19 protein-coding genes are annotated in these 24,556 nt (G+C 43.7%); 9 read left to right on the top strand and 10 right to left on the bottom strand.

The window, feature by feature from the left end; translation table 11 throughout:
* Positions 1-2: 2 nt before the first annotated feature.
* From M8998_RS12080 to M8998_RS12050, 7 genes are all read right to left on the bottom strand, one after another.
* Entirely contained in the window at positions 3-347 is a 345-nt protein-coding gene (locus tag M8998_RS12080; protein WP_249993185.1) for a response regulator, read from the bottom strand.
* Between the two features lie 13 nt (positions 348-360).
* Positions 361-1,725, bottom strand: a complete 1,365-nt coding sequence (locus tag M8998_RS12075) for an ATP-grasp domain-containing protein (protein WP_249993183.1) — start codon at positions 1,723-1,725, stop codon at positions 361-363.
* A 95-nt stretch (positions 1,726-1,820) separates the two neighbouring features.
* A complete protein-coding gene (locus M8998_RS12070; RefSeq protein ID WP_249993181.1) occupies positions 1,821-2,588 on the bottom strand; it encodes a sulfite exporter TauE/SafE family protein in 768 nt (255 codons plus the stop codon).
* 185 nt (positions 2,589-2,773) lie between these two features.
* Positions 2,774-4,087 (bottom strand): dicarboxylate/amino acid:cation symporter, encoded by a 1,314-nt coding sequence (locus M8998_RS12065; protein ID WP_284040400.1) that lies wholly within the window; start codon positions 4,085-4,087, stop codon positions 2,774-2,776.
* A 42-nt stretch (positions 4,088-4,129) separates the two neighbouring features.
* The gene (locus M8998_RS12060; protein WP_249993179.1) at positions 4,130-5,647 is read right to left on the bottom strand and encodes an MATE family efflux transporter; all 1,518 of its coding nucleotides are present in this window, start codon (positions 5,645-5,647) and stop codon (positions 4,130-4,132) included.
* On the bottom strand, positions 5,648-5,926 hold the full coding sequence (locus tag M8998_RS12055) for an acylphosphatase (protein ID WP_249993177.1): 279 nt from the start codon (positions 5,924-5,926) through the stop codon (positions 5,648-5,650). It lies immediately after the preceding gene.
* Positions 5,927-6,010: 84 nt separating this feature from the next.
* Positions 6,011-7,183, bottom strand: a complete 1,173-nt coding sequence (locus M8998_RS12050; RefSeq protein ID WP_249993174.1) for an amidohydrolase family protein — start codon at positions 7,181-7,183, stop codon at positions 6,011-6,013.
* A 311-nt stretch (positions 7,184-7,494) separates the two neighbouring features.
* On the opposite strand from M8998_RS12050, the gene M8998_RS12045 reads away from it, so the two are divergent.
* A complete protein-coding gene (locus M8998_RS12045; protein WP_249993173.1) occupies positions 7,495-9,945 on the top strand; it encodes a TonB-dependent receptor in 2,451 nt (816 codons plus the stop codon).
* A gap of 78 nt (positions 9,946-10,023) precedes the next feature.
* Here the strand turns inward: M8998_RS12045 and M8998_RS12040 are convergent, their stop codons facing one another.
* Positions 10,024-10,677, bottom strand: coding sequence for a hypothetical protein (locus M8998_RS12040; RefSeq protein ID WP_249993172.1), 654 nt, complete (start codon positions 10,675-10,677; stop codon positions 10,024-10,026).
* Between the two features lie 252 nt (positions 10,678-10,929).
* On the opposite strand from M8998_RS12040, the gene M8998_RS12035 reads away from it, so the two are divergent.
* From M8998_RS12035 to M8998_RS12000, 8 genes are all read left to right on the top strand, one after another.
* Positions 10,930-11,481, top strand: coding sequence for an RNA polymerase sigma-70 factor (locus tag M8998_RS12035; RefSeq protein WP_249993170.1), 552 nt, complete (start codon positions 10,930-10,932; stop codon positions 11,479-11,481).
* Positions 11,482-11,567: 86 nt separating this feature from the next.
* Entirely contained in the window at positions 11,568-12,557 is a 990-nt protein-coding gene (locus tag M8998_RS12030; protein WP_249993168.1) for a FecR family protein, read from the top strand.
* Between the two features lie 228 nt (positions 12,558-12,785).
* Positions 12,786-16,076 (top strand): SusC/RagA family TonB-linked outer membrane protein, encoded by a 3,291-nt coding sequence (locus tag M8998_RS12025; protein ID WP_249993166.1) that lies wholly within the window; start codon positions 12,786-12,788, stop codon positions 16,074-16,076.
* A 10-nt stretch (positions 16,077-16,086) separates the two neighbouring features.
* A complete protein-coding gene (locus tag M8998_RS12020) occupies positions 16,087-17,703 on the top strand; it encodes a SusD/RagB family nutrient-binding outer membrane lipoprotein (RefSeq protein WP_249993163.1) in 1,617 nt (538 codons plus the stop codon).
* A 26-nt stretch (positions 17,704-17,729) separates the two neighbouring features.
* Complete coding sequence (locus M8998_RS12015; RefSeq protein WP_249993161.1) at positions 17,730-18,782, top strand: glycoside hydrolase family 18; 1,053 nt, start codon at positions 17,730-17,732, stop codon at positions 18,780-18,782.
* Between the two features lie 65 nt (positions 18,783-18,847).
* Positions 18,848-20,074, top strand: coding sequence for a DUF1735 and LamG domain-containing protein (locus tag M8998_RS12010; RefSeq protein ID WP_249993159.1), 1,227 nt, complete (start codon positions 18,848-18,850; stop codon positions 20,072-20,074).
* Positions 20,075-20,086: 12 nt separating this feature from the next.
* Positions 20,087-21,049, top strand: coding sequence for a BT_3987 domain-containing protein (locus M8998_RS12005; protein ID WP_249993157.1), 963 nt, complete (start codon positions 20,087-20,089; stop codon positions 21,047-21,049).
* A 243-nt stretch (positions 21,050-21,292) separates the two neighbouring features.
* The gene (locus M8998_RS12000) at positions 21,293-21,793 is read left to right on the top strand and encodes a hypothetical protein (protein WP_249993155.1); all 501 of its coding nucleotides are present in this window, start codon (positions 21,293-21,295) and stop codon (positions 21,791-21,793) included.
* Positions 21,794-21,874: 81 nt separating this feature from the next.
* Here M8998_RS12000 and M8998_RS11995 read toward each other — a convergent pair whose 3' ends face one another.
* Both M8998_RS11995 and M8998_RS11990 read right to left on the bottom strand, forming a co-directional pair.
* Positions 21,875-23,434, bottom strand: a complete 1,560-nt coding sequence (locus M8998_RS11995) for a gliding motility protein RemB (RefSeq protein WP_249993153.1) — start codon at positions 23,432-23,434, stop codon at positions 21,875-21,877.
* Positions 23,435-23,505: 71 nt separating this feature from the next.
* The gene (locus M8998_RS11990) at positions 23,506-24,504 is read right to left on the bottom strand and encodes a mannose-1-phosphate guanylyltransferase (protein ID WP_249993151.1); all 999 of its coding nucleotides are present in this window, start codon (positions 24,502-24,504) and stop codon (positions 23,506-23,508) included.
* Positions 24,505-24,556 lie beyond the last annotated feature (52 nt).

Genomic DNA, 24,556 nt, shown 5'->3' with positions numbered 1-24,556 from the left:
GGCTATTTTAGAAGCGCTAAAAGTTCTGAGGGGTTGAAGGGCTTATTAAGGAAGGTCGTTACGCCCAGCGATTGTGCTTCCTCACGTAATTGCTCATCCAGCATGCGGCTCATGACTATCACTTTGCTCACGCCAGTATTTTCATTAATCCAGCGCACCAAATCCACCCCATTGGTATCTGGCAGCCTATAATCCACCAATGCTACATCAAATTCAGCATTTTGTAACTGCTCTTTTGCAGAAGCACCATCTGTGGCCTGCGATGCCTGATATCCGTTTTTGTTCAAGTAATTGCTCACAAGCTTACAAAACATCAAGTCGTCTTCTATCACCAGTATGTTGTTCATATCTTTCTCTTGTTTAATCAAACATTTTTTTTGCCTGTTGATCTATCGTGTAAACGGCCATACAACTTTGCACAAAACCTTCGATCAATTCATCTAGACCAAGACCTAATATACCGAAATTTTTGATATCGAACAAGATCAGGCGTACATCGTCGTAAGACCAACCATCCGTATTTTTGACCGACAGGTTGGTTCCATAAACTTCCCAGGAATCTAGCCCTTCGGGCAGGGGTTGGTTAAGCGGATACTTGGATTTCCGAGAATAGATGGCTAATGGCCTCATTCCCTTTTCCGTAGCATGCACCATCATCCGTGCGTCGAAGGCAAAGCTTCGGTTCTTCGTATCGGGTAAAGTTCCTATATGATAAAAGGCATTTTCGAACTTTTCGTTTGCATTACTGAAAATTAATTCTTGAATGAGGTACTTATCATCTGGATTTGCAGACAGTGCTTGGTAAGCTTTATCAAACTCGGATTGCGACGTTACAGTGTATACCCCTTGCCCGGCATTGCTATCTGGCACCTTAATGACCATACTACCTTCCAACTGATCGTAATAAGAGGCCAACTCGCCTAGCGATACATCTAAGAAGGTCTTGGGAACATAGATCTCTAAACCATCTTTCTTGAACTCTTCGTTGAAATCTGCGTAAGCCTTGTATGCCGCACTTTTGTTTCGGCCTCCAGCCAAACAAGCTTCAATAGGATTCAGGAGTAATGTTTTTGACTTTTCTGGAATACGATCCCAAGGATGCTGCGTTACGTAGCGAAAAGCGGCTCTGATCGGCACCCAATTGCCCTGTTCGTCTTGAATGTGCAATTTACCATCTTCAAACTTGACAGATTCGACATCGCTCGATTTGTACTCTGCTAAATAGACTGGTTCGCCAAAAACGTCTGCAATCGCGGAAGCATAACCCACGTTTTCCATCGGGTTTTTATCATAGATCAAGGCTAGTGCACCCGTTTCTTCGTGCGCATCTACAATGGGCTTAAAGGTATCGTTCATCAACTTATAATAGCCACCGCTCTCCGGATCAAATTCGGGCAAAGGCATTGATTTTTGCCCTGAAGGGCAGGAGTTGGTCTCAATGACTACTAGCTTTTTCTGCCCTTTGCTATTCACGACATGCATTAAATCCGTGCCCGCCCATTTAAAATACTTGGGTGTATAATTGATCACTTTCTCCAACGCTGCTGACTGTACATGCGGATTTAAGCGGACGTAGCGTTCCACGAGCTGGTGATTATTCAGATTCAAGAAATAAGACACCAGCGGATGTAAATTGGAGTTCAATGCACGGGGATACCAGTGATCCGCTGGCTCGAAATCTCCCGGCTCCACTAAATGAACACCTTTAGAAATTGACAGTTTCATATGTAAATGATTTTATCTTTCATGTAACATACAGTATTCATGGCTATCGAAACGATCAGGCGCATAAATACTGCGTAAAAAATGCTTATTTATATTTATAATGGCACATCGTTCAGGTATGACAAGATGTACTCTTTGTTTTTGATTAACATGTAAATTCCGCTCAGCACCATACTGGAAACGACAATCATGCGAAACATGTATTCTGAAATGCGTCCGAGTAATTTGCGACCAAAATAGGTTCCTACCATGGCTGCACCACCGACGATTAGACCGTATTTCACAATTTCTCCGTCGATTAGCCCTAGTGCCGCGTAGCTGATAATTTTTGTTACGTGTAACAAGATGGCATTGGCAGAACGTGTACCCAGAAGTGCTTCTTTCGACATGCCGTATTGGAGATACGCGGAATTCATCAATGGACCGACGCCACCGATCAAACCCGAAAGAAAGGACACCACCAAACCCATTGGTGCAAAATGCCAGGCTTTGATCGTTTTTTTCTTTTCCGTTTCTGTTGCTTTTGGTGCTTTGAACTGGATTACGGTAGATACCAGAAATAAACCGATGATAATTTGAAGCAGATCTGTGGGCACCTCAGCAAGTAACCGCGCGCCGATCACTGAACCGATCACAGTGGAAGGGAAAAGCCATTTAAACAAGTGCCAATCAATATCTTTCCAGAAGAAAAATGTCTTGGAAACACTACTACAGGCGATTCCGATAGTCATGATCGGAGCCACACCCCGAACACCTATGAATGCCGTGATAATGGGCATGACCAGCAAACTGGCACCTCCTCCGCTGAGGACGCTTAAGACAAAAGTTATGATAACCCCAATGATGAGGAAAATAATATACATATTAACGGGTTTGATTCTATAACAACGTGGACACAGGAAACAAAAATAGTGCCTTTACGCACGTGGAAGCTTCCAAATTACAGCTATTAATCGTTTCAGCCAAGAAAATAGTATATATAAGGGAGAATGTTAACGTTTCTTAACCAAAAGACAATGTTGGAAGAAAGTATCATACTCAAATGGACTTAGGCCGGCAATTCTGCTGTCGTGCTATTTAATGAATCATGTAGTTGTTGCGTGTCTAATTGCTTTTCCCATCTTGCCACCACGACAGTGGCTACTGCATTGCCCACCAAATTAGTGAGCGCGCGGCATTCTGACATAAACTTGTCTACACCTAAGATCAGCGTCATACCGGCCACTGGCACTTCGGGCACCACAGCAAGTGTAGCCGCTAAGGTGATAAAACCGGCTCCAGAAACTCCAGCAGCGCCCTTAGAACTCAACATCGCTACGAGTAACAAAATAATTTGCTGATCTAAGCCCAATTCAATATTACAGGCTTGTGCAATAAACAGCGCAGCTAAGGTCATGTAGATATTCGTGCCATCTAAATTAAAGGAATAGCCTGTAGGTACCACGAGTCCAACTACCGGCTTAGCACATCCTGCCCGCTCCATTTTTTGCATCAAGCTCGGTAGCGCTGATTCAGAAGAACTAGTTGCTAAGACTAATAGCAGCTCGTCTTTGAGATAGCGCAACAACTTAAAGATATTGAAGCCATTATAACGTGCTACGGCCCCTAAAACTACGGAGATAAAGAAGAAAGAGGTGAGGTAAAAGGTTAAGACTAGAAAAGCTAAATTAGACATGGCGCTAAGCCCATATTTGCCGACCGTAAACGCCATAGCACCAAACGCTCCTATAGGTGCTAACTTCATCAGCATATTGACGACTTTAAACACCGGGTGAGACAGCGCCTGAATAAAATCATAAACCGGCTTACTCTTATCGATAGTGGAAGCTATCCCGATTCCAAAAATAATAGCCGTAAATAGCACCTGTAGTATATTCGTACCAGTCAAAGGGCTGATCAATGTCTGCGGAATGATATTTAAAACAAATTTGACGAGAGAGGAGTCTTTCGCGCCGGCCACATAGTCTGAAACGCTGTCAATGTCTAATGTATCTGGATTTATATTAAGTCCTCTCCCGGGCTGAAACACATTGCTCACGACGAGCCCAATGATAAGCGCCAGTGTGGAAAACGTGAGAAAATAAATCATTGATTTTCCTGCTACACGACCAACCTTTTTCATATCATTCATCGAAGCAATCCCCAAAGTCACGGTAATGAAGATTACAGGTGCGATGATCATCTTAATCAATTGGATGAATCCATCTCCCAAAGGCTTCATTAACTCTCCTAAATTGGGTTGAAAGTGTCCCAAAAGCACACCCGCAAGGATGGCAAAAAGTACTTGTACATAGAGCAATTGATAAAACTTTGGCCTACGAGGAGGCATTTCCGCACGTATTTGTTGTAGATCGACTGGCATTGATGTAAAAAGTTATTTTTAGATTTATGTTGTTCGGCGATTCTAAGGTCTAATTGCTTTCCAGAGGCGCGATATGATAGATTTCTCGCTAATTCCTACTATGACAACAAAAGCAGCCAGTAGCCCATTACTCCACCAAACATGATTGCTTAAAAGCGTTTGCATAATAGCGGCTAATGAAATTCCGAGCAGTAAATATATACAAATTTTAGCAACTGAATAAGGTATGGCGTAATTTTTTTGCCCCCAAAAATAAGAAAGCAACACCATGCTTAAATATGTTACTGTGGTAGACAATGCGGCTCCTACATACGAATACTTAGGTATAAGAATGATATTTAAAACGACGGTAATGATCGCTCCAATTACGGAGATATACAGCCCATAGCGCGTTTGATCGGTAAGCTTATACCAAATGGAGAGATTCATATAAATGCCTAAGAGCACATAATTAAACAATAATACGGGTATAATAGGAAGCCCCGACCAATACAAGGCCTGTTGTACAGGATCACCGGACTTATTAATAAAATATTTTAACCAATCCAGATTCGCACAAATGCCCAACATACCGATGACCATAAATAGCACAAAATAGATCATGATATTGGCGTAGGTTTTCTTCGCATTTTCGTTTTTTGCATAAGCAAAGAAGAAGGGTTCTGCTCCAAGACGAAATGCCGTAACGAATAAGCTAATGAAAACTGCGATTTTCGACACGGCACCATAAATACCCAAATCTTGTTTGCCAGATGCTCCTGGCAACAAGTGTGGAAACATCATTTTGTCTAGATGCTCGTTGATGATAAAGGAAATATTTGCAATTAATATCGGAAAACTATACCAAAGCATACTTTTAATAAGCGATTTATCTATCTGCCAACGCAGACTAATAAGCTGAGGTAATAGCATCAACAGGGTGAAGAGACTAGCGATAAGATTAGCCAGGAATATATTGCCCAACACCCAATCCGGCTGAAACCATCCTACTAAGAATTCTCGCCAGAACGCACTATCTACGATTAACGTCGGAAACAGAAATAGAAACAACAGGTTACCGCCTATGTTAACAACAATATTCAGAATTTTCAGGGTACCATATCTTACGGCCTTGCCCTCGGCACGAAGCTTAGCAAAGGGGACTACAGCTAGCGCATCGGCAATGAGTATACCGGTAAACAATTGAATATACGTGGTGTAATCTGCGGACGCTCCACCTTCATTAAACCATGCAGCAATATTCTCTTTGGTGAAATAAATGGTAACCCCAAGCAACAAAGAGGTAATCAACGTAACAAAAAAAGCATGATCAAATACCTTTCCCTTTTCTTCTGGTTTTACCTTCTGCAAATACCTGAAAAAGGTGGTTTCCATGCCAAATGCTAATAGCGCATTGAGCATAGACATCCAGGCATACAGATTGGTAAAAACACCAAATGCGGTAGGACCTTTTAGCCGGTCAATAAAGATTGGTGTGAGGAGAAAGTTGAGCAGCCGGGAGACAATGGTCGTAAAACCATAGATAATCGTATCCGTCAAAAGCCGCTTGATACCTGACACCTACCGCTGTTTTTTTAGTACTTCAAAATTGTGGTAATTCTTTGGCGCCACTTCCAAGACTTGCACATTTTCTACCGCAGCAGCATCCGGTCCTTCCCAACACCATTCTTTGATGCTTTCTAATCCAAAGCTATCACCCACAGCTTCTATAAACACAGAACCATCTTCCTGATTTACTACATATCCCTTCACACCTAATTGATCAGCGACCGCTTTTGTAGCGGCACGGAAATGTACTCCTTGCACCTTGCCGGTTACTGTGATATTCCACTGTTTCATGATTGCAAATATAGTGGGACATTTTCAAATTAAGCCTATACATTTTGTATTGCCTCAACGTCTCAGTTCAATATATAGAAAGAATTATACAATCCGTTGAACAGCGGCTTCAGCAGTAATAGTCAGGCCATCCAAATCTTTAATCAAAAGTAGACCTGGTGATTTTCCTACTTCTAAAGAACCATATTTATCATCCAACTTTAGTGCCTTAGCACCATTGATCGTAGCCCATGAAAGGGTAGTTTCGAAAGATAGATCAGTAAATGCCTCATGGATGGTCTTCAGTTCCTCTAACACATCCAGTGTATCGTTGGATGCTAAACTATCGGTGCCAATCATGATCTTCTGCTTGCTCAACACGAAGCTTTGTATTTTCGGCAAGCGGCCTTCGATATATTGATTGGCCTTTGGACACAAACAGTAATACACATCTCTTCCGATCCGAGTTACGTAGTCCATATCCTTTGGTGCAGTGTACGTATTATGTATTAATAACAGACGATTCTCGGCTGGTAAGAATTGAATGCTGTTTTGCAATGCATTTTTTCCATTCGCCGTCACATGATCGTGTGAAATATTATTCTCCTTATAAAAGTCGAGGAATTCACCTCGCTTGTAACGGAAAAATTTATTTTCCTCATCGCTTTCCTGATTATGAAGGCTGAAGATATTATTGGCATCCACCTTATCCGAAAGGGATCTCAACAATTTCTTGGAACAGGAGTAAGCGGCATGCGGCGTGATCGAAGTGCGCTGTGGTTCGAAATCGTATTCAATATCTCTTGCCTGATCAACCCGATCATCGGCTACCGCCGGATCAAACCCAAGCAATTCTACAAAGGTGTGGTAACAGATCGGACTTTGCGCTTTCACCTTTGCTGACACCGTTGTATTCACATGGTCTCCGACCACCTGTATACCCTTAGCAAACATAGCCTTATCCGCTTCCACCATTGCTTGATTGATAGCTTCTTGCGAAGCGGTTCTTTCCGACATGACGGCATTCAAAAATTTGGGAAGACCCGTTCCTTTTGCCACTTTACCTTTCATGTGTGACAATTCCAAATGGCAATGTCCATTAACAAACCCTGGCGTTAAAACACCTTTGTGCCGGATCAATTTTTTATCCTGAAGTTGAGGATCGGAAGAATGATAGACTCCAACAATAAGTCCTTTTTCATCCAAAGCGACAACTCCCCCTTTAATCGGTGGAGAAGTAACCGGCATAATGTAATCTGCAGTGTAGTAAGTTGCCATTTAGCGTTTCATGAGATAAGGTGAAGAAAAACACTTCACCCTTGCAGTCAAACGTAAAGAAATCTGAGCGAATATAAAAATTAACGGCTCTCAAATTAAGCTTTTATATTCTGCTAGAAAGAATTAGCTTTGCGCCATCGATTAGGGGTGCCTTGTTTTTATTAACACGAATACAGGCTGAGATTATACCCAGTTTCACCCAAGGTGAGACATACCTGATCCGGATAATGCCGGCGTAGGGAGGGAAGTTAAATAAAAAGGTGTTGTAACCCCTTGCAACATCATGTTTAACGAACAACAAACAGATTAACATGATAAAGCAGTATTTTGCCTTATGTGCCCTATGCTTGATGGCGTGCCTGGCTTTTGCGCAGGAAAAACTTTCTATACAAGTAATTGATGAGCGCGCCAATCCAATCGTCGGAGTCACGGTATCTATCGGTAATATAACACAAACTACAAATACCCGTGGTATGACTACCTTTCCTAAGGTAACTGGAGCATCCCAAACCGTGAAAGCAAGCTATCTCGGCTATGAAACGGCATCTCAAGTCATTCCGGCAGGACAATCTACCCTAAACCTTATCTTGAAGCCGGCAATGCACCAGACGGGGGAAGTATTTGTACAATCTACTAGAGCACGCGAAAATGGCCCGACCACCTTTAGTAACATCAGCAAGGAAGAGTTGCGCAAGACCAATTTGGGGCAGGATATTCCATTCTTGCTGGATCAGACGCCGGGTGTAGTTGTTAGTTCTGATGCAGGGGCCGGAATCGGCTACACCAGTATGCGCATTCGTGGATCAGACAATGAACGCATCAATGTAACCTTAAACGGCATTCCGCTCAACGATGCAGAAAGCATGGGTTCCTTTTTTGTCAATCTCCCCGACTTTGCATCATCCGTAGAAAGTATACAGGTACAGCGTGGTATTGGTACCTCTACCAACGGTGCCGGTGCATTCGGCGCATCGGTAAACATACAAACCGATGTGTTGGAAACGCAGCCTTATGCCGAGTTGAATAATTCATATGGCTCATTCAACTCCTGGAAGAATACAGTAAAAGTAGGTTCTGGCTTATTAAAGAATAAATATGCCTTTAATGCCCGTTTGTCGCGCATAGCTACCGATGGTTATGTGGAGCGTGCATCGGCCAATATGCAATCCTTTTATCTTGACGGGGGGGTGTATACGCAGAAACATACCTTGAAAGCAACCTTATTTTCTGGAAAACAAACGACCTATCAGGCTTGGTATGGCACACCAGAACCACTGCTGACCGGCAATCGCGAAGAATTACCTGCGTATGCAGATGCCATGGAAATATTTGATGAAACGGAGAGACAGCGATTGTTTAATGCAGACCGGAGATACAATTTCTACACGTACGATGGGCAAACCGACAATTACCAGCAAACACATGCGCATTTACAATACAGTTTCACACCAAACGATAAGGTAAGTATACAAAGCGCGTTACATTACACACGCGGAGCTGGCTATTTTGAAGAGTTTCGTGCGGATGATCGTCTCTCCAGATATAATCTTCCAAATGTGATTCATGGCACGGATACTATTTCACGTACGGATCTGGTGAGACAGCGCTGGCTAGACAATCATTTTTACGGCGTGACTTATGCTGCCAATTACAAAGTATCCAATGATTTAAGATTTACTGTAGGCGGAGCGTATAATGAATATATAGGCGACCATTTTGGTGAGGTCATCTGGGCACGCTATGCCTCTACAGGTAATTTGGGAGATCGTTATTATTTTAATGATGCCAAAAAGACTGACTTTAACATCTATGGTAAAGCAGATTACAGAAAAGACGATTGGTTACTCAATGCTGATCTGCAATACCGCATCATTAATTACCGGGCGGAAGGGCCAGATCAGCGAGCTGTATATCTAGATTTTAGGGATAATCTGCATTTCTTTAACCCCAAGTTTGGTACCACTTATTTTATCAACGAATCGGCAAATGTATACGGTTCTTATGCCTATGCAAGCAAAGAGCCGGTGCGGAAAGATTACGCAGAGAATCCGCTTAATGAGTTTCCCAGACCAGAACGCATGCATAATGTAGAGCTGGGCTACCGCTTGCGCGAATCAAACTTCAACCTAGGAGTGAATGCGTACGCTATGCTGTACAAAGATCAATTAATTGCAACTGGTGCCTTAAATGATGTTGGTGGTAGTATTCGCCAAAACGTGCCGGATAGCTATCGCGCTGGAGTGGAGTTTGATGGCGCTTGGATTATCTCCCCTCAGTTCGAGTGGAGGGCAACTGCCGCATTGAGTACCAACAAGATTCGAAATTTTGTAGAGTACATCGCTATTTATGATGCAGATTGGAATATGGCTGGTCAGCAGGTGAATACGTATGACAAAACTGATATTGCACTATCACCAAGCACGGTGTTATCCAGTGATTTCACCTATCGACCAATGGAACCTTTGGCGTTGAGTCTGACGAGTAAATATGTTTCGCGCATGTACTTAGACAATACTTCTTCGCTTGACAGAAGTATAGACCCATCTTTTGTAAACAACCTGCGTGCACTCTACACATTATCTGCCTGGGGATTGGAACGGGTGGATCTAAATTTGGCGGTCAACAATGTATTAAACACAAAATTTGCAACCAATGGATACACGTGGGGGTCTATAGACCCATCCGGTACACATAATTTTTATAATTTCTATTTCCCCCAGGCCACCATCAATTTCTTACTAGGGTTGAATATTCGATTCTAGCAAAAGTCTACACTAACCCCCTTAGCACTGTTCGTTGCTGAGGGGTTCGTTACTTTATGCCTCTTAGTTGCGTAACATCTACCTGCCTATTCCCATGCTAATTTGTAGGTAAACAGTGCCAGTACGATCATTTGGTGCATTAATTAATTCGGCATTTCCTACTTTCCAGGCTTGCCGGCTTACTCCCATTTGATAGCCTACTTTGAACTTAGGGCGATAAGTAGCCGTCAGCAAATCATAGGTCTTGACCGTGATACCGAGATCTGCAACAGGCACGATGTGTCTAAGGCGAGTTTGATTGGATCGTATCGTCAAATATTCATCAAAGTCTCCTGTGACATTATTTTTGTTGATTACTGCTGTAGTAAATTGTGGCCCAAAACCCAGTGAAGGTGTGACCACCCATCGGTTGATATAAAACATATTGGTCGCAATATAAGCGGTAGGTGTTGTTGCCGTAAATTCGCTATCGCGCCCAATACCATACATACTGGAAACATTTCCTCCTACAACCACTTTGCCAAATCGATAACCGATTCCTAACGCGACATTAATACCAACCGGAGAGATCGTACTTACTCCTTGTTCTTGCATAGCGTTGTTAAGTGCCGGTGCACTAAAATAGCTCCCTCCTACATGTAAATTCCATTCAAATGGAAGGCTGTGAAATTGCGCAGATGCTTTACCACACATGGCGAGGCATAGAAGTAGAACGACTAAGTATCTGTTCATAGCATGTTGTTGTATAAGATTGAGTTGAAATATTGAACCTGCCTATCTGAATAGGCTTTTTAATAACACAAATACGGTTTACAAGTTTTGTGCTATTTCAAATCCGCATCAGCAGTAAAATTTTCCTATTGCATATATTTCAAATATCCGTAATTTAGCCATTACATATTACCTAGATCGTCAACCATTTACTACCAATGATAAGCATGCCGTATACTACCCATATGGATTATATTTTATTTCTGTGCTGATATGTCGGACTGGGAATTATTGGCGGGTCTTAAAGCTGGAGACAATCGGGCATACAAAAACTTGTATGACACACATTATTACCCCTTATGTGTTTACGCCAATCGAATAATCGACGACGAGTACTACGCTCAAACCATTGTAAATGATGTTTTTTTCGGGATTTGGCAAAATCGTGCGGGTTTGGCAGAAATACAAGCACTCCGTCCTTATTTACTTCGATCCATCCGCAATAGATGCATCACACATATCAAGCAAGAAACTAAACGACGCAAGATCAACCAGCGACTTCCGATCTCGCAAGACGAAGATATGGATGCCGCCGCGGAAGACAACACGATTAGTAAAATACTGGCCTCAGAACTAGATCTTAAGATTGCATCTGCTATTAAGCTACTCCCAGCGCTCACCAGAGAAATATTTACGCTTAGCCGGTTTGGCGATATGAAATACGTTGAGATAGCGGATCATCTGAACGTATCTGTTGATGTAGTGAAATACCATATAAAACAAGCGCTTGCACATCTTCGTCGCTACCTTCAGGAATATTTTTAAAAAATAGTTAACATTCTGTTTACCCTCTCTTCACGAATCGTTGTCTTACTAGTAATTAACCGTCGTACAACCGACCCCCTAAATCAATGACAGAAACCGAACAAGCATATTGGTCTGCCCATATATATGATGTATTGAGCGGCAACGCGTCCGAACAGAAAGTGGAGGAGCTACAACAGTGGCGAAAGCAGTCTGTAGCACATGCCGAATTTTATCAGAAAACCGTAACGCTTTACACGACGATGGATTTTGTACCGTCCAGTGAAACCGATACCATTACAGAAGCGGCTTATCAAGCATTCGTCACAAGAACAAAGGCAAATCGATCTATTCGACTTCGGCGCATACTGCCTTATATTGGCGCAGCGGCATCACTAATTGTATGTTTCTTGCTGGGTTTGATGGTTGCTCGTCAAAAAGCAGACGGCATAGCAGCATTTCCATCCACCATTACCGTGGCTAAAGGATCTAAGACTCAAACCACTTTGCCCGATGGCACAACGGTGTGGCTGAATGCGGAATCTACCTTACACATCCAGCCTGATTTTGGTCTAGACGAGCGTAGGGTAGCAATAACAGGGGAAGCCTTTTTTGATGTCGCAAAAGATGCAACGCACCCCTTCATTGTAGAAACCGCAACCGTAAAAGTGAAAGTGCTTGGCACATCCTTTCACGTGGCTAACCGCCCAAGTCGTCACGAAGTACGTGTTGCTTTGGTAGAAGGTGCTGTGGATATATTGAGTTCAAGAGGTAAAAGGTTACGGATGAAGCCTGATCAAACGGTAGTGTATGATATCGAAAGCGGACAATTCATTCGTACGGAAGCAGCGACTGCGTATGAGTATGGTTGGCGAGATGCAAAATTCATCTTCAAGAACAAAAAATTTGCGGATATCACAGACGAATTAGAGCGTCTTTTCGATGTGGAAATAAAAGTAAACAACCCTAAACTGGCGACGAGGAAGTTTACGGGTGATTTCGAGAACAACGAGAGTTTGGTAGATATTCTCGATGTGATCGCCGAATTAGGTCAATTCCAATATGCTATACGGGGACGCATCATTACCATAAAATAAACAACACGAAACCAATATTATACACTTAACTAAACCTAGAAAGATTATGATAACCTAAAAACTAAAAAACCAGTAAAAAAGAGAATCGGAAGATATTTGCAGCACCCTCCGATTCGAATTGGAGCAACACATCATTGTATTAACCTCAATCAATAGCAAATGTATAAAAAAATACACTGCGGTGGCTTGTTTTGCCTCTTAAAAACACACCGTAGAACCTTGAAAATTATGAAATTAACCTCACTATTGATGTTTGTGGGTGTTATGGCCGTGTCGGCATCTGTATATTCACAAGATGCTACAGTGGCGCTAGACATCCGCAACCAGCCTTTGTCCAGTCTCATTGCCGAGATCAAACGGCAAACAACGTACTCTTTCCTTTTTGATGCCGACGAGGTCGACATCGCCCGGAAGGTCAGCCTGAGCTCATCTAAGATCACCGTCAAGGATGCACTCAAGCGTGTTTTGCAGCATCAAGGTTTGGAATCTCGCATGAGCGGTAACCATATCTTATTGCTCAAAGCCAATACGACACGTACTAACCAACAAAGAACACTATCTGGCGTGGTGAAAGATGCGAGCGGTGCTTTTGTACCCGGTGCAACAATTACCTTACTTGGCACTTCGGTCACTACGCAGACGGATCAGCGTGGTGTATTTCGTATCGCAACGCCAGCAGGTAGCCAAACGATTAGCGTTTCTTACACGGGGCTCGGCGCAGCCGAAATTACGTACGCAGCCAATCAAGATTTTTTAGAAATCACGTTGCAAGGGCAAGTGGCCGATATTGAAGATGTCGTGGTTACGGCATTAGGGATTAAACGTCAAAGCAGATCGTTGACCTACAATGTGCAGCAAATTGAAGCAGAACAAGTAACTCGCATACCTGATCCAAACTTTATCAATAACCTGAATGGTCGTGTGGCCGGCGTGACGATCAATGCATCCTCTTCTGGTGTAGGAGGGGCATCACGCGTGGTCATGCGTGGTGCAAAATCCATCTCGGGCAATAATAATACACTCTACGTGATCGATGGTATACCGATGCCAAATCTTTCGGCAGAGCAGCCAGATGGGATTTTTGCAGGAGCCGGACAAACGGGTGATGGAATCTCTAACTTAAACCCGGAAGATATACAAAGCCTTTCCGTGCTAAGCGGCCCTGCTGCTGCCGCCTTATATGGTAGCGCTGCTGCCAATGGTGTGGTGTTAGTGACTACGCGCGGCGGAATGAAAGATCAAACAGCGATCAGCATCTCTAATCAAACGGTATTTTCACAGCCATTGATTCTTCCAAAGCTTCAAACAAGCTATGGCCCCACCGAGCCTGGGAGTTATTATAGCTGGGGAGAGAGACTCAACACACCTTCTGATTATGATGCGCGCGATTTTTTCCAAACGGGCTTCAACACGACCAATGCCATCAGCCTTTCGACCGGCACAAGCCGTAGCCAAACCTATGTATCCGGTGGTTTAGTGAATGCCAATGGCATCATCAACAATAACGACTACAAACGGTACAACTTTTCCGTCAGAAATACGACCAACTTCTTCGACGAGAAACTTATTTTGGACCTCGGCTTCATGCATGCCAATGTCAACGAGCAGAACATGACCGCGCAAGGCCTTTATTTCAATCCGCTGGTACCTATTTACTTATTTCCGGCCGGAGATGATTTTAGCAAAACGGCACTATTCGAGCGATATGATGCTTCGCGAAATTTCAAAACGCAGTTCTGGCCATATGGAGATCAAGGACTTTCTTTGCAAAACCCGTATTGGATTACGCAACGCGCCTTATTTCCCAACCAAAAGCAACGCTACATGACGAATGCATCGCTTAGATATAACGTATCGGACTGGATCAACCTAACCGGTCGGGTTAAGATGGATCGTAGTAATGATCGTTTTGAGCGGAAATTTCATGCTTCCACCAACATGCTATTCGCTTCAGAAAATGGGTTTTACTCCCTTAATGAGGCGCAAACACAGCAAGTGTATGGAGAGTTCATCGCCAACATGAACAAGCAATTTGTAGACGATGACCTGCGTTTAGTAGCATTATTAGGAGCCAACGTGGAGGATGTACGCTACGAGCAAAACATGTATGGCGGCAAACTGCACGGCGTGCCAAATCTCTTTTCCTACGGTAACGTCAATAATGCGACGGCAGAAGCGGCACAAACTGGTTATCGCCGCAACAAGCAAGCAGTGTTTGCCAGCGCACAGTTGGGCTACAAAGATCGTTTATTCCTGGATTTGACAGGACGTAATGACTGGCCTTCTACCTTGGCTTTATCACAAACAAAATCCTTCTTCTATCCATCGGTCGGTGTATCCGCGGTGATTACAGATCTTTTGCCGATGTCTTCTGATCGCTACCTGTCTTATTTGAAAGTGCGCGGATCCTATTCGGAAGTAGGTAATGAGCCGGAACCATTCTTGACGATTCCAACCTATGGTTTATCAAAAGGGTATCCGCAAACACAAACGCGCATGCCTAATACAGATCTGAGACCAGAGCGCACCCGCTCGGTAGAGGCCGGGTTGAATGCGACCTTCTTCAGAAATCGCCTGACTTTGGATGCGACACTCTATCAATCCAGCACGTTCAATCAATTTTTTGAGCCAACGCTCTCTGCCTCTTCAGGGTATACAAGCGTGGTGGTGAATGCCGGACAGGTCGACAACAAAGGTATCGAGCTGACTGCACGGTACAACCAACCTATCGGAAGCGCTTCCTGGAACACATACATCACCTACTCACTAAACCGCAACAAGATTGTAGAACTACTTCCAAACTGGACTAACCCGATTACAGGCGATCAGATTTCGCTCACTGAGTTAGATATGACAGGTACCGGGAGCTACAAAATGATCTTGAAGGAAGGTGGCCGCATGGGCGATATCTACGTTAACACATTGCGTGTAGATGAACACGGAGCCATCTATGTACACCCCACGGATCAAGTGGTGGTGGCAGAGACCAACGAATATGCCTTTGCCGGCAATAGTAACCCTAAATATAACCTGGGATGGGGCAACGACTTTCATTACCGTGGTGTGCGTTTTGGATTTTTGTTCAACGCACGCGTTGGCGGTGTAGTTGTTTCTAATACGCAGGCGGTACTCGATGCATTCGGCGCTTCGCAAGCTACCGCGGATGCGCGTGATGCTGGCGGCGTATTGGTCAATGGTCGTCCCATTCCTACAAAACCGTACTATGACGTCGTTGGTGGTGGATCTTCTGGTGGTATAGGTTCCATGTATGTGTATAGTGCGACCAATGTACGATTGGGTGAAGTAAGTCTTGGCTATGATTTGCCCGTGGCAAAATGGATGCGTGGCGTGAAGGGTGCCAATGTTTCGGTTATTGGCAAAAACCTGTTGTTCTTATACAACAAAGCTCCTTACGATCCAGAACTTACCGCAAATACCGGCACCTATTTTCAGGGTATCGACTATTTCATGTCACCTAGTTTGCGCAGCATCGGTTTCTCACTTCGTTTACAACTATAAGACACTCGCTATGACCAAAAATATATTTATTACTATGCCTAGAGCAGGATTTGCCCTAGCAGCGCTCGTACTTGGGCTACATAGCTCCTGTACGAAGAACTTTGAAGAATACAATACGAACCCGCACGAGGCGACGGAAGATATGATGACGAGGGATAACCTTAAAACAGGCGCTTTCTTCACGCAAATGCAACGTAATGTGGTCCTATTTAAAGATGGCTCCAATGCCGATTCCGACTATCAAGTCGCTCAAGGATTAACGAGTGATTTGTACTCGGGTTACTTGGCACCAACCGGTAGTTGGTATGGTGGTGTACACAATGGCACGTATTATTTCATCACCAATTGGTTAGAAACGACCTTCCGTTCTGGTTTTTCATCCATTATGCCAGCCTGGCAAGCCATTGTGCAGAACGCGGAAGAGCAAAACTTACCCGAAGTGGCCGCATTAGCTACCATTGTAAAAGTGCAAGGCATGCATCGCTTGGCCGACACGTATGGTCCAATTCCGTACATCAATTATGGCAGCGGTAATTTGGCGAACGAGTACGATGCATTAGCGGATGTCTATTCGAAATTTTTCGAAGAACTCAATCAATCCATCAGCGTGCTGACGAATTTCGCGCAAGCTAATCCAAACACCAACCTATTGGCCACCTATGATCTTATCTACGGCGGAAACGTTCAAAAATGGATCAAGTTTGCGAATACCCTCCGTCTGCGTTTAGCACTACGTGTGGCGTATGCCGACCCAGCAAAGGCCAAGGCAGAAGCCGAGGCCGCGGCTGCCAATCCTTTCGGATTTGTTGCGCAGTCTTCCGAGAAAACCTCGTTGAAGCATTCTTCAAACCTTGTTTACTATCATCCATTATTTGAAATTGCCTACAATTTTAATGCGGGCGAGGTGCGTATGGGCGCAACTATGGATGCCTATATGAATGGTTATCAAGATCCACGACGCGCCCGCTATTTTCGCCCGGCCAATGATGGAAATTACCACGGCGTTCGCCAAGGAATCGTTACTTCCGTGTGGGCGCCGTACGTAAGTCCACGCATCTCTAATCTCAACGTGGATAACGGCACCACCGAGATTGTCTGGATGACCGCTGCCGAATCTCATTTCCTACGTGCTGAAGCGGCATTAAGGGGTTGGAATGTCGGTGGGGGCGCTAAGAGTTTCTATGAAAGTGGTATTGCTGCCTCTTTCGAGGAGAACTCCGTGACCGGCGCCGCAGGCTATGCCAGCAACAGCACGCTACAACCTATTGCCTTTACCGATTTTGCAGAAGGCTCTGCCTACCACGCGCCATCACCCAGTACCGTCACGATTGCCTGGTCGGATACTGAGTCATTTGAGCGTAATTTGGAAAGAGTGATCACCCAAAAATGGCTGGCTATGTATCCAGATGGCCCTGAAGGTTGGGCAGAATTTCGCCGAACAGGTTATCCTCGATTGATCCCTGTAGTGGTCAACAACAGTCCTTCGATTAACCGAGATGTGCAAGTACGTCGTATCCCCTATCCGCAATCGGAATACAACAACAACCGCGCTGGGGTATTAAGTGGCGTAGCCAAATTGCAAGGGCAGGATAATGGAGGAACAAAACTATGGTGGGACAAAAAATAGTGATGGATAGATTAAAAAATTCTGTGATGAAACATATATTAAAAACAACCATAACCAGCCTCTTTGCTGTATTTGTGCTGATGAGCAGCTGCGATACAGAAATTGAAAACCTAGAAATACAGCAAGTAAAAACTTACGACGAGCAGTATTTTGCGAATGTACGTGCGTTTAAGCAAACAGACCATCAAATATCATTCGGCTGGTTTGCCGCTTATGCACCTATCGAAGGTGTTACCGGTTTTAAAGACCCTGCCTCCTGGGGCGAGCGTATCCGTGGCATTCCGGATAGTTTAGACATTTGTTCGCTATGGGGCGGTATTCCGAGCAACGACCCCAACAGCCACCTGTATGCACCTATTGCCTATGCAGACCTGCAGTACGTACGCGAAAATCTAGGTACACGTTTCGTGGTTCCGACAATTGTGCGCATGAACAAAGTGATCAAATTAAAAGACGGACGGGATTATGATTTGCGAGCCAATCAAAACGACGAAGGTATACACGTCTACGCACAACAATTGGTAGATGATGTGCTTGATTATAATCTCGATGGTGTTGACTTAGATTACGAGCCTGAGGGCGATTGGTTGCAGGGCGTTCACTTTACGACGATGGTAAAGTATATCAGTCAATTTTTCGGGCCGAAAGGCAAATACCCGGACAAGTTATTAATCGTCGACTTTTACTCTCAATATCCTCCGGCAGAGACCGAACCTTATGTAGATTATTTTATTCGCCAAGCATATACGCAAGGATTTACCGAGCATTCAGCGGCTCGTTTGCAAGGGTATTATAACAACATCAGCTGGGCCCCTCCAGGCAAGTTTATTGTGACGGAAAACCTGGGAAGCTTCTATGAAAATGGCGGTTCACCTTTTATTGAAGCTAATGGCAACCGTTTGACCACAGATGGTACACCGATGTATTCTTTGGAAGGCATGGCGCGTTGGAACCCTACGCAGGGTCGGAAAGCAGGATTTGGCGCTTTCTACTTTGACCGGGATTATTATAACACGGCAGGTATCCCCTATTACAATATGCGTAGAGCAATTCAGATTGCCAATCCAGCAGTACGTTAGTGGTGTAGAGATATAGTTAAAACTGTTCAACAAAGCAGCTTTAATCGACAACTAAAAATAGAAAGATGAAAAAAATAGCAAGAATAACAGGCGTATTATCTTTGATAATAGGCTTGTGCAGCGGCCTGATGTCGTGTACCGAAGGAGATCGGTTCGACTACGACAAGGAAGCGATTTTAATGACCGGAACGGAAGTAAACCCCATGGTGCGGTTCGTCGTGGAAAACACGCCTTCTACCTACAATGTGACGGCGAGTGCGACCGGCAAGGTAGAAGAGGACGTGACCATAAACTTCGCGTATGACCAATCCAAGTTGGATGCCTATAATACCGCGAATAACACCAATTTTTATGCTGTACCGAATGGCTCTATAATCGTTGAGGGCAGCAGTGGTGTCATCAAGGCGGGTAGTGCTTCATCTACTGGTGTACAGGTGCGCGTCGTGTCTACCGACGAATTTATCGACGGGCGTACCTATGTTATTCCAGTATCGATTACTCAGGTATCGGGCGGCAATATGCAGGTGTTAGAAAGTGCTCGCACCATATACCTGCGCATTTCTAGAGTATCGAATTTCCACTCACTGGATATGAATAATACCGCATTATATAGCAACTTCATTTTCGAGGATAGCAAAGCGGTGAATCTAGATAAATACACGTATGAAGTGCGTTGTTTTATCAACGACTGGCATACCACGCCAGAGCCGATCAGCAGGCTGGTCTCCTTTACTTCAAAAGATGAACAACGCTCTAATATGCTCCGCTTTGGAGAAAACGGGCAAGCGATAAACTCACTACAATGGGTGAATCCAGGAGGTAGTTTGATCTCGAAAACTCGTTTTAACACCGGACAGTGGTACACCATCTCTTTATCGTACGACGGCACCCGGTTTACGATGTATGTAGATGGCGTGAAAGATTCGGAGATGGCTGGTTCAGGAAATGTTACCTTCCAGCGTTTTGAGCTGGGCATGTCTTGGGCAAACTATCCTTCCATGCAATATTTCAATGGCCGTATTGCGGAGGCGCGTGTCTGGAATAAGGCGCTGACTTCTGGTGAGATTCAAAATGGTATCTGTGGTGTTGACCCTACCTCCGAGGCTTTAGTCGCCTATTGGAAACTCAACGAAATGGATGGTTTTATCTTCCACGATGCAACCGGAAAAGGATATGATATGGACTGGTCAAAAACTGTTCGCGATAATGCAGGCAATGGCGTACTGAATGCCTTTGATAAGCGAGGTGCGGTACGTTGGCTTTTGGATGAAAAGAATAAATGCACACAATAATTTAAGCATTCTATGAAGAAGATCATGATAAAAGGATTGTTGGGCATAGCACTGCTCCTCCAATTCTCCTGCTCGGAAAAAGAGCATTTTGATGTAACAGGAGACAATGTGAATAGAATATTTGTCAACACGCGCTCCAGCTATGTTAATGAAGTTAGTTTTAATGTAATACACACCCCAATTGGTAATATGGGTGACGATGTCACCATCAAAATACCGGTGAGAGCGACGATGCCTGTGTCTAACGCGACTCGCGTTACCCTGGCATTGGATCCAAACTTAATTCAACAGTATAATGCACAGATGCAAACTGCATACAAAGCGGTGCCAACCAATTTGCTGGAATTAGGAAACGGGGATCTGACCATTCCGTCAGGTGCTACTTTGTCTGCCGACTCCTTATCGATACGGGTTCGGGATATTGCTACGCTGACCGATCCTTCGTATGTGATACCGCTGAAGATTACGGCTATTTCCGGGGCTTCGAATGCGGCTATAAGTGAGAATTTGAGCACCGTGTTTTTACGGATTCACACGCGGAGGACAAATGTGTATGACAGTCCAACCTCCGTTCTGGGCACTTTAATTACCGACAGAACCGGATGGACAGCGCAAGTGTCGCCAACCCCAACAGCGGGCCAGGCCAACTTGATGTTTACAACATCTACGCAGCAACATTGGACTCTAGCGCCTGCTGCACAATGTGACATTGACGTAGACATGGGCAGCATTAAAGAAGGTGTACAGGGTATTCGTATGGTAAGTGCTAACAATTACCGTGTAACACAAGTGGAAACTTTTACGAGTCTAGATGGTGTAAATTGGGATTCTCAAGGAATTTCAACAGTTTCGAATGCAAACAACCAGTTTATCCGTTTTTATGCTCCCGTCAGGGCACGACATACGCGTATAAGAGTACTAGGCTGGCAAAACGCCAACTTTATCCGCGTTATTCAGTACCATATCTATCAGTAATATTGAGTTAAAACATTTGTATATTTTTTTCCTGAAGGTGGTACCCTATCCATTGGTATCACCTTTTTCTTATACAAATCGATTGTTTGATTTTGTATCGCTACCGATGGTCTACTTCGCTAAAAAGAATCGATGAATAACGCATTTATCGACACAAAATATGTTGTAGTCATCAAAAACCTACTATGTTTTTCAAACATTATGCTAAGCAACTCGGTTGTTACAACTATAAACATGAAAGATATGAAAAAGATAGCCAATCTATTTTGGGTCGCTAGTGCGGCCTTACTCTTAATGAATTCCTGTAATAATGGTCCGCAGAATGCTCATGAGCAAGCTGTAGACCCAGCCTTGGAAGAACCCACAGTCGGCGGAGACAATACACATATAGATTACAAAGTGGCCGATCACTTTTTGGTGAAGCATACGGTGCAGGATGTACCTTCAAATCCTAAAATAGAAACTAAAGAAGAATTCGATCGTATCTTCTATTGCACAGAAGAAGACAAAAAAGCGCACGAAATTGATTTCTCGAAAAATTACGTGATCGCCGTATTGGCGCCAGATCCAGATTTGCGCACAACGGTGCAACCAATCAGTTTACGTGATTCTGAGCCGAATGAGATTGTTTTCTCGTACCGCTGGGTAAGTGGATCCGAGCAGCCAGATACCACACGTTCAAGTATCGCATTGATTGTCGATAAAAAACATGAGGGTACTATAGTACTCAACGAGATCAAATAAATTAATTGATATCATTAAGATACGACAAGAGCCCGACACTATAATGTCGGGCTCTTGTCGTATCATCCTAAGGGGTGTTGTCTAATATTCAGTCTGGAATGTTCGGAATGTCGAACGCAACCCGATTGTAAAGATATTAGCAGTGGTTCTTCCATTCGTATTCGGCGCATCTTGAATTCTGTTTATCAAACCGATTTCTGCACGAAGATTGTACCTCGGATTAATAATATAGGCGGCTCTAAGCTCATTATAAAATAAATTGCGCAGATCTCCCTGCCCAATGCGATAGCCCATTTGCGGCACTTCCTCTCGGAAGAGATCCTGACCTACGTTAGTAAATGCCGTTTGATCAACTCCATACCGTGAAAACATACTCTGTCCATACAGATCCCAACGCTTCCAGCGGTAAGTTAATATACCTAAAATTTCCCTGAAGTTTGCTCCATTTGGGTGCGCTAACGGTTCACCATTAACGCTATAATTTATTCGATTATTCACATGCTGATAGGTGTAAGGTGCAGCCTGATTATACTCAACAGTCGCGTTCAATCTGTCTACGTTAAAAAGATCATGGGTTTTGACCCCAAACTGGTAGGAAGTGCGACGATCCCGATCTTTATCGAAGCCAAATTTAGAAAGTTGATCTGCATACAGCTGTCCGTATACAATCCATTTAGCAATTGGTCGATATTTCACGTTCAGACCTAAGCCACCATTCGCTCCCGGCTCATCGGGTCCATCTCCCTGAGCCCATATTAAGGAATGAAATGCCCCAATAGTCAAATTACTAGTCGCCAAATAATCAACGTATTGAAATGCTGCAAATTTCACACCTTCACCCAAACGGGTATTAAATGCTTGCTCCCCACCATAAACTCGTGGATTATTTCTATCCAGCATAGTACCCCAGATGCTATTGTACTGAAACCGCTTTACCTGTCCTGAGAAATGAGCATGAGCAAAGTTGTATGGACTTTCTGATACGAGCATTGAGCGATAACCATCGCCAATATGTAATTTATCATAAGCCAATGTAACACGAAATGCGGTATCAAGTTCGTATGTCATGTTCACGGTTGTATTCATCCAGTCGAATTCGCTGGTCGGAATATTTCTTGAAAAACCTTGACCAGGAATACCTCCTATGCGTAAGGCACTATTATCAATATGGGTAGGGAAACGCGCCTGATTTTCAAAGAAATTAATGTATAACGAGAATTTGTCTCCCACAGTCAGACCCGCTTGTGCGCCTCGGGTATTTGTCCACAAGGCTTTTTGGTTGGTCCCACGTTGTGTTCCCACCAGCAAATCAGGCAAAAAATCTAAATAAAAGGTATGATCATTCTTGACTATCTGTACTAAATGTTCGTCAAAAATCTTTCGTAAAAACCAGTTTTTGGAGGTATCTGCAGGGCGAAGAGGAAGGTCGAAAGTCCCTAATGTTTTTTGAACCAACGGTTTTACAGCCGTGTGGCCAAGGGTCGTATCGTTATAAAGCTCTTTCTGATAATATTGATATCGTTGATAAGAATAGGGCTGATAGGTGATCTGGCCTATAGCAAACTGTGTAACGAGCCCTGCAAAGAAAAGTAAAAGCGATATTCTTTTTGTGAGGTAGTGTGTATGTTTAAGCGTATCCATCGATTCATCAACTATTTGATGAATCGAAGATACGCTTTTAGAATGGATTGTTCGCCTTAGTTAAGTTTTGACTAGTCGATCAATTTGGATTGATGCTTTTCTAACGTGTTGTACACTTTTTTGACATCCTGTGATTTCTCTTTTTGGACAAAAAGCATTGCATCTGGTGTAGATACCACAATGGTATTTTTCAAGCCAACAAATGCGGTATACAAATCCGACCCTAGCACCATATTACCATTTTCATCAACCTGATGCCCGGTTTGTACTAAATAATCGTACAATGATTCAAATGATCCTAAATCAGACCAAGCGAATTCCGTAGCTACCACTCGGATTTTCTTTGAGCGTTCCATCACGGCATAGTCAATGCTGATGGATGGAATTTTCTTAGATAATGCTTCGTCCAAACGTCCATCTTTTTGACTTTTCCATGTTGCTAATGCAGTCGCGTACACTTGAGGTTCGAATTGCTGTAGTTCCTGTAACAATGTGTCTGCACGAAAGCAAAACATGCCGGAATTCCAGAGGAAATTGCCTCTTTCGATAAAATCTTCGGCGGTATCCTGATTCGGTTTCTCTCGGAAGGAAAGTACCTGATCTTCTTGAAATTCAATATAACCGTAGCCGGTTTCCGGCCTCACGGGCTTAATGCCAAAAGTCACAATGTAACCCTGCTGTGCTTTTGCAATACCTGCCTGCATCGCTTGGCTATACGCTTCATCGCCGACAATAACATGATCGGAAGGCGTTACAATCAAAATATCGTCGGGATTAGCAGCAAAGGCGGCAAAGGCTATTGCAGCAGCTGTGTTACGGGGCGTAGCCTCAATAATATCCGTGTATGTAATGGAGTGAGCATCCATCACTTCCTGACTCAACTGATGATTATCGCAGTTCCCTACGACTGTTACTTGATCACAAAGTGCTTGATTACGCAGCACGGTCATCGCAAAGAGCGAACCTTCTTTAAATAGCTTTAAATACTGCTTTGGATTACTTTTTCGAGATAATGGCCACAGTCGACTTCCTACGCCGCCTGTCAAAATTACATGGATTATATTACTCACAGTTGATTGACTTATTATTGTATGGAATTATTGTAGTATATAAAGGTATTAA

It is taken from the genome of Sphingobacterium sp. lm-10 (assembly GCF_023554555.1).
Taxonomy (GTDB): domain Bacteria; phylum Bacteroidota; class Bacteroidia; order Sphingobacteriales; family Sphingobacteriaceae; genus Sphingobacterium.
This window is presented reverse-complemented; position numbering and strand designations above follow the sequence as displayed.

Bases quoted from the DNA above. Each gene is read 5' to 3' on its own strand.
- M8998_RS12005 (WP_249993157.1), top strand. From the start codon at position 20,087: ATGAAGAAGATCATGATAAAAGGATTGTTGGGCATAGCACTGCTCCTC.
- M8998_RS12030 (WP_249993168.1), top strand. From the start codon at position 11,568: ATGACAGAAACCGAACAAGCATATTGGTCTGCCCATATATATGATGTA.
- M8998_RS12050 (WP_249993174.1), bottom strand. From the start codon at position 7,183: ATGGCAACTTACTACACTGCAGATTACATTATGCCGGTTACTTCTCCA.
- M8998_RS12080 (WP_249993185.1), bottom strand. From the start codon at position 347: ATGAACAACATACTGGTGATAGAAGACGACTTGATGTTTTGTAAGCTT.
- M8998_RS12010 (WP_249993159.1), top strand. From the start codon at position 18,848: ATGAAAAAAATAGCAAGAATAACAGGCGTATTATCTTTGATAATAGGC.
- M8998_RS12045 (WP_249993173.1), top strand. From the start codon at position 7,495: ATGATAAAGCAGTATTTTGCCTTATGTGCCCTATGCTTGATGGCGTGC.
- M8998_RS12065 (WP_284040400.1), bottom strand. From the start codon at position 4,087: ATGCCAGTCGATCTACAACAAATACGTGCGGAAATGCCTCCTCGTAGG.
- M8998_RS11995 (WP_249993153.1), bottom strand. From the start codon at position 23,434: ATGGATACGCTTAAACATACACACTACCTCACAAAAAGAATATCGCTT.
- M8998_RS12075 (WP_249993183.1), bottom strand. From the start codon at position 1,725: ATGAAACTGTCAATTTCTAAAGGTGTTCATTTAGTGGAGCCGGGAGAT.
- M8998_RS12025 (WP_249993166.1), top strand. From the start codon at position 12,786: ATGAAATTAACCTCACTATTGATGTTTGTGGGTGTTATGGCCGTGTCG.
- M8998_RS12040 (WP_249993172.1), bottom strand. From the start codon at position 10,677: ATGAACAGATACTTAGTCGTTCTACTTCTATGCCTCGCCATGTGTGGT.
- M8998_RS12035 (WP_249993170.1), top strand. From the start codon at position 10,930: ATGTCGGACTGGGAATTATTGGCGGGTCTTAAAGCTGGAGACAATCGG.
- M8998_RS12070 (WP_249993181.1), bottom strand. From the start codon at position 2,588: ATGTATATTATTTTCCTCATCATTGGGGTTATCATAACTTTTGTCTTA.
- M8998_RS12055 (WP_249993177.1), bottom strand. From the start codon at position 5,926: ATGAAACAGTGGAATATCACAGTAACCGGCAAGGTGCAAGGAGTACAT.
- M8998_RS12000 (WP_249993155.1), top strand. From the start codon at position 21,293: ATGAAAAAGATAGCCAATCTATTTTGGGTCGCTAGTGCGGCCTTACTC.
- M8998_RS12015 (WP_249993161.1), top strand. From the start codon at position 17,730: ATGAAACATATATTAAAAACAACCATAACCAGCCTCTTTGCTGTATTT.
- M8998_RS12020 (WP_249993163.1), top strand. From the start codon at position 16,087: ATGACCAAAAATATATTTATTACTATGCCTAGAGCAGGATTTGCCCTA.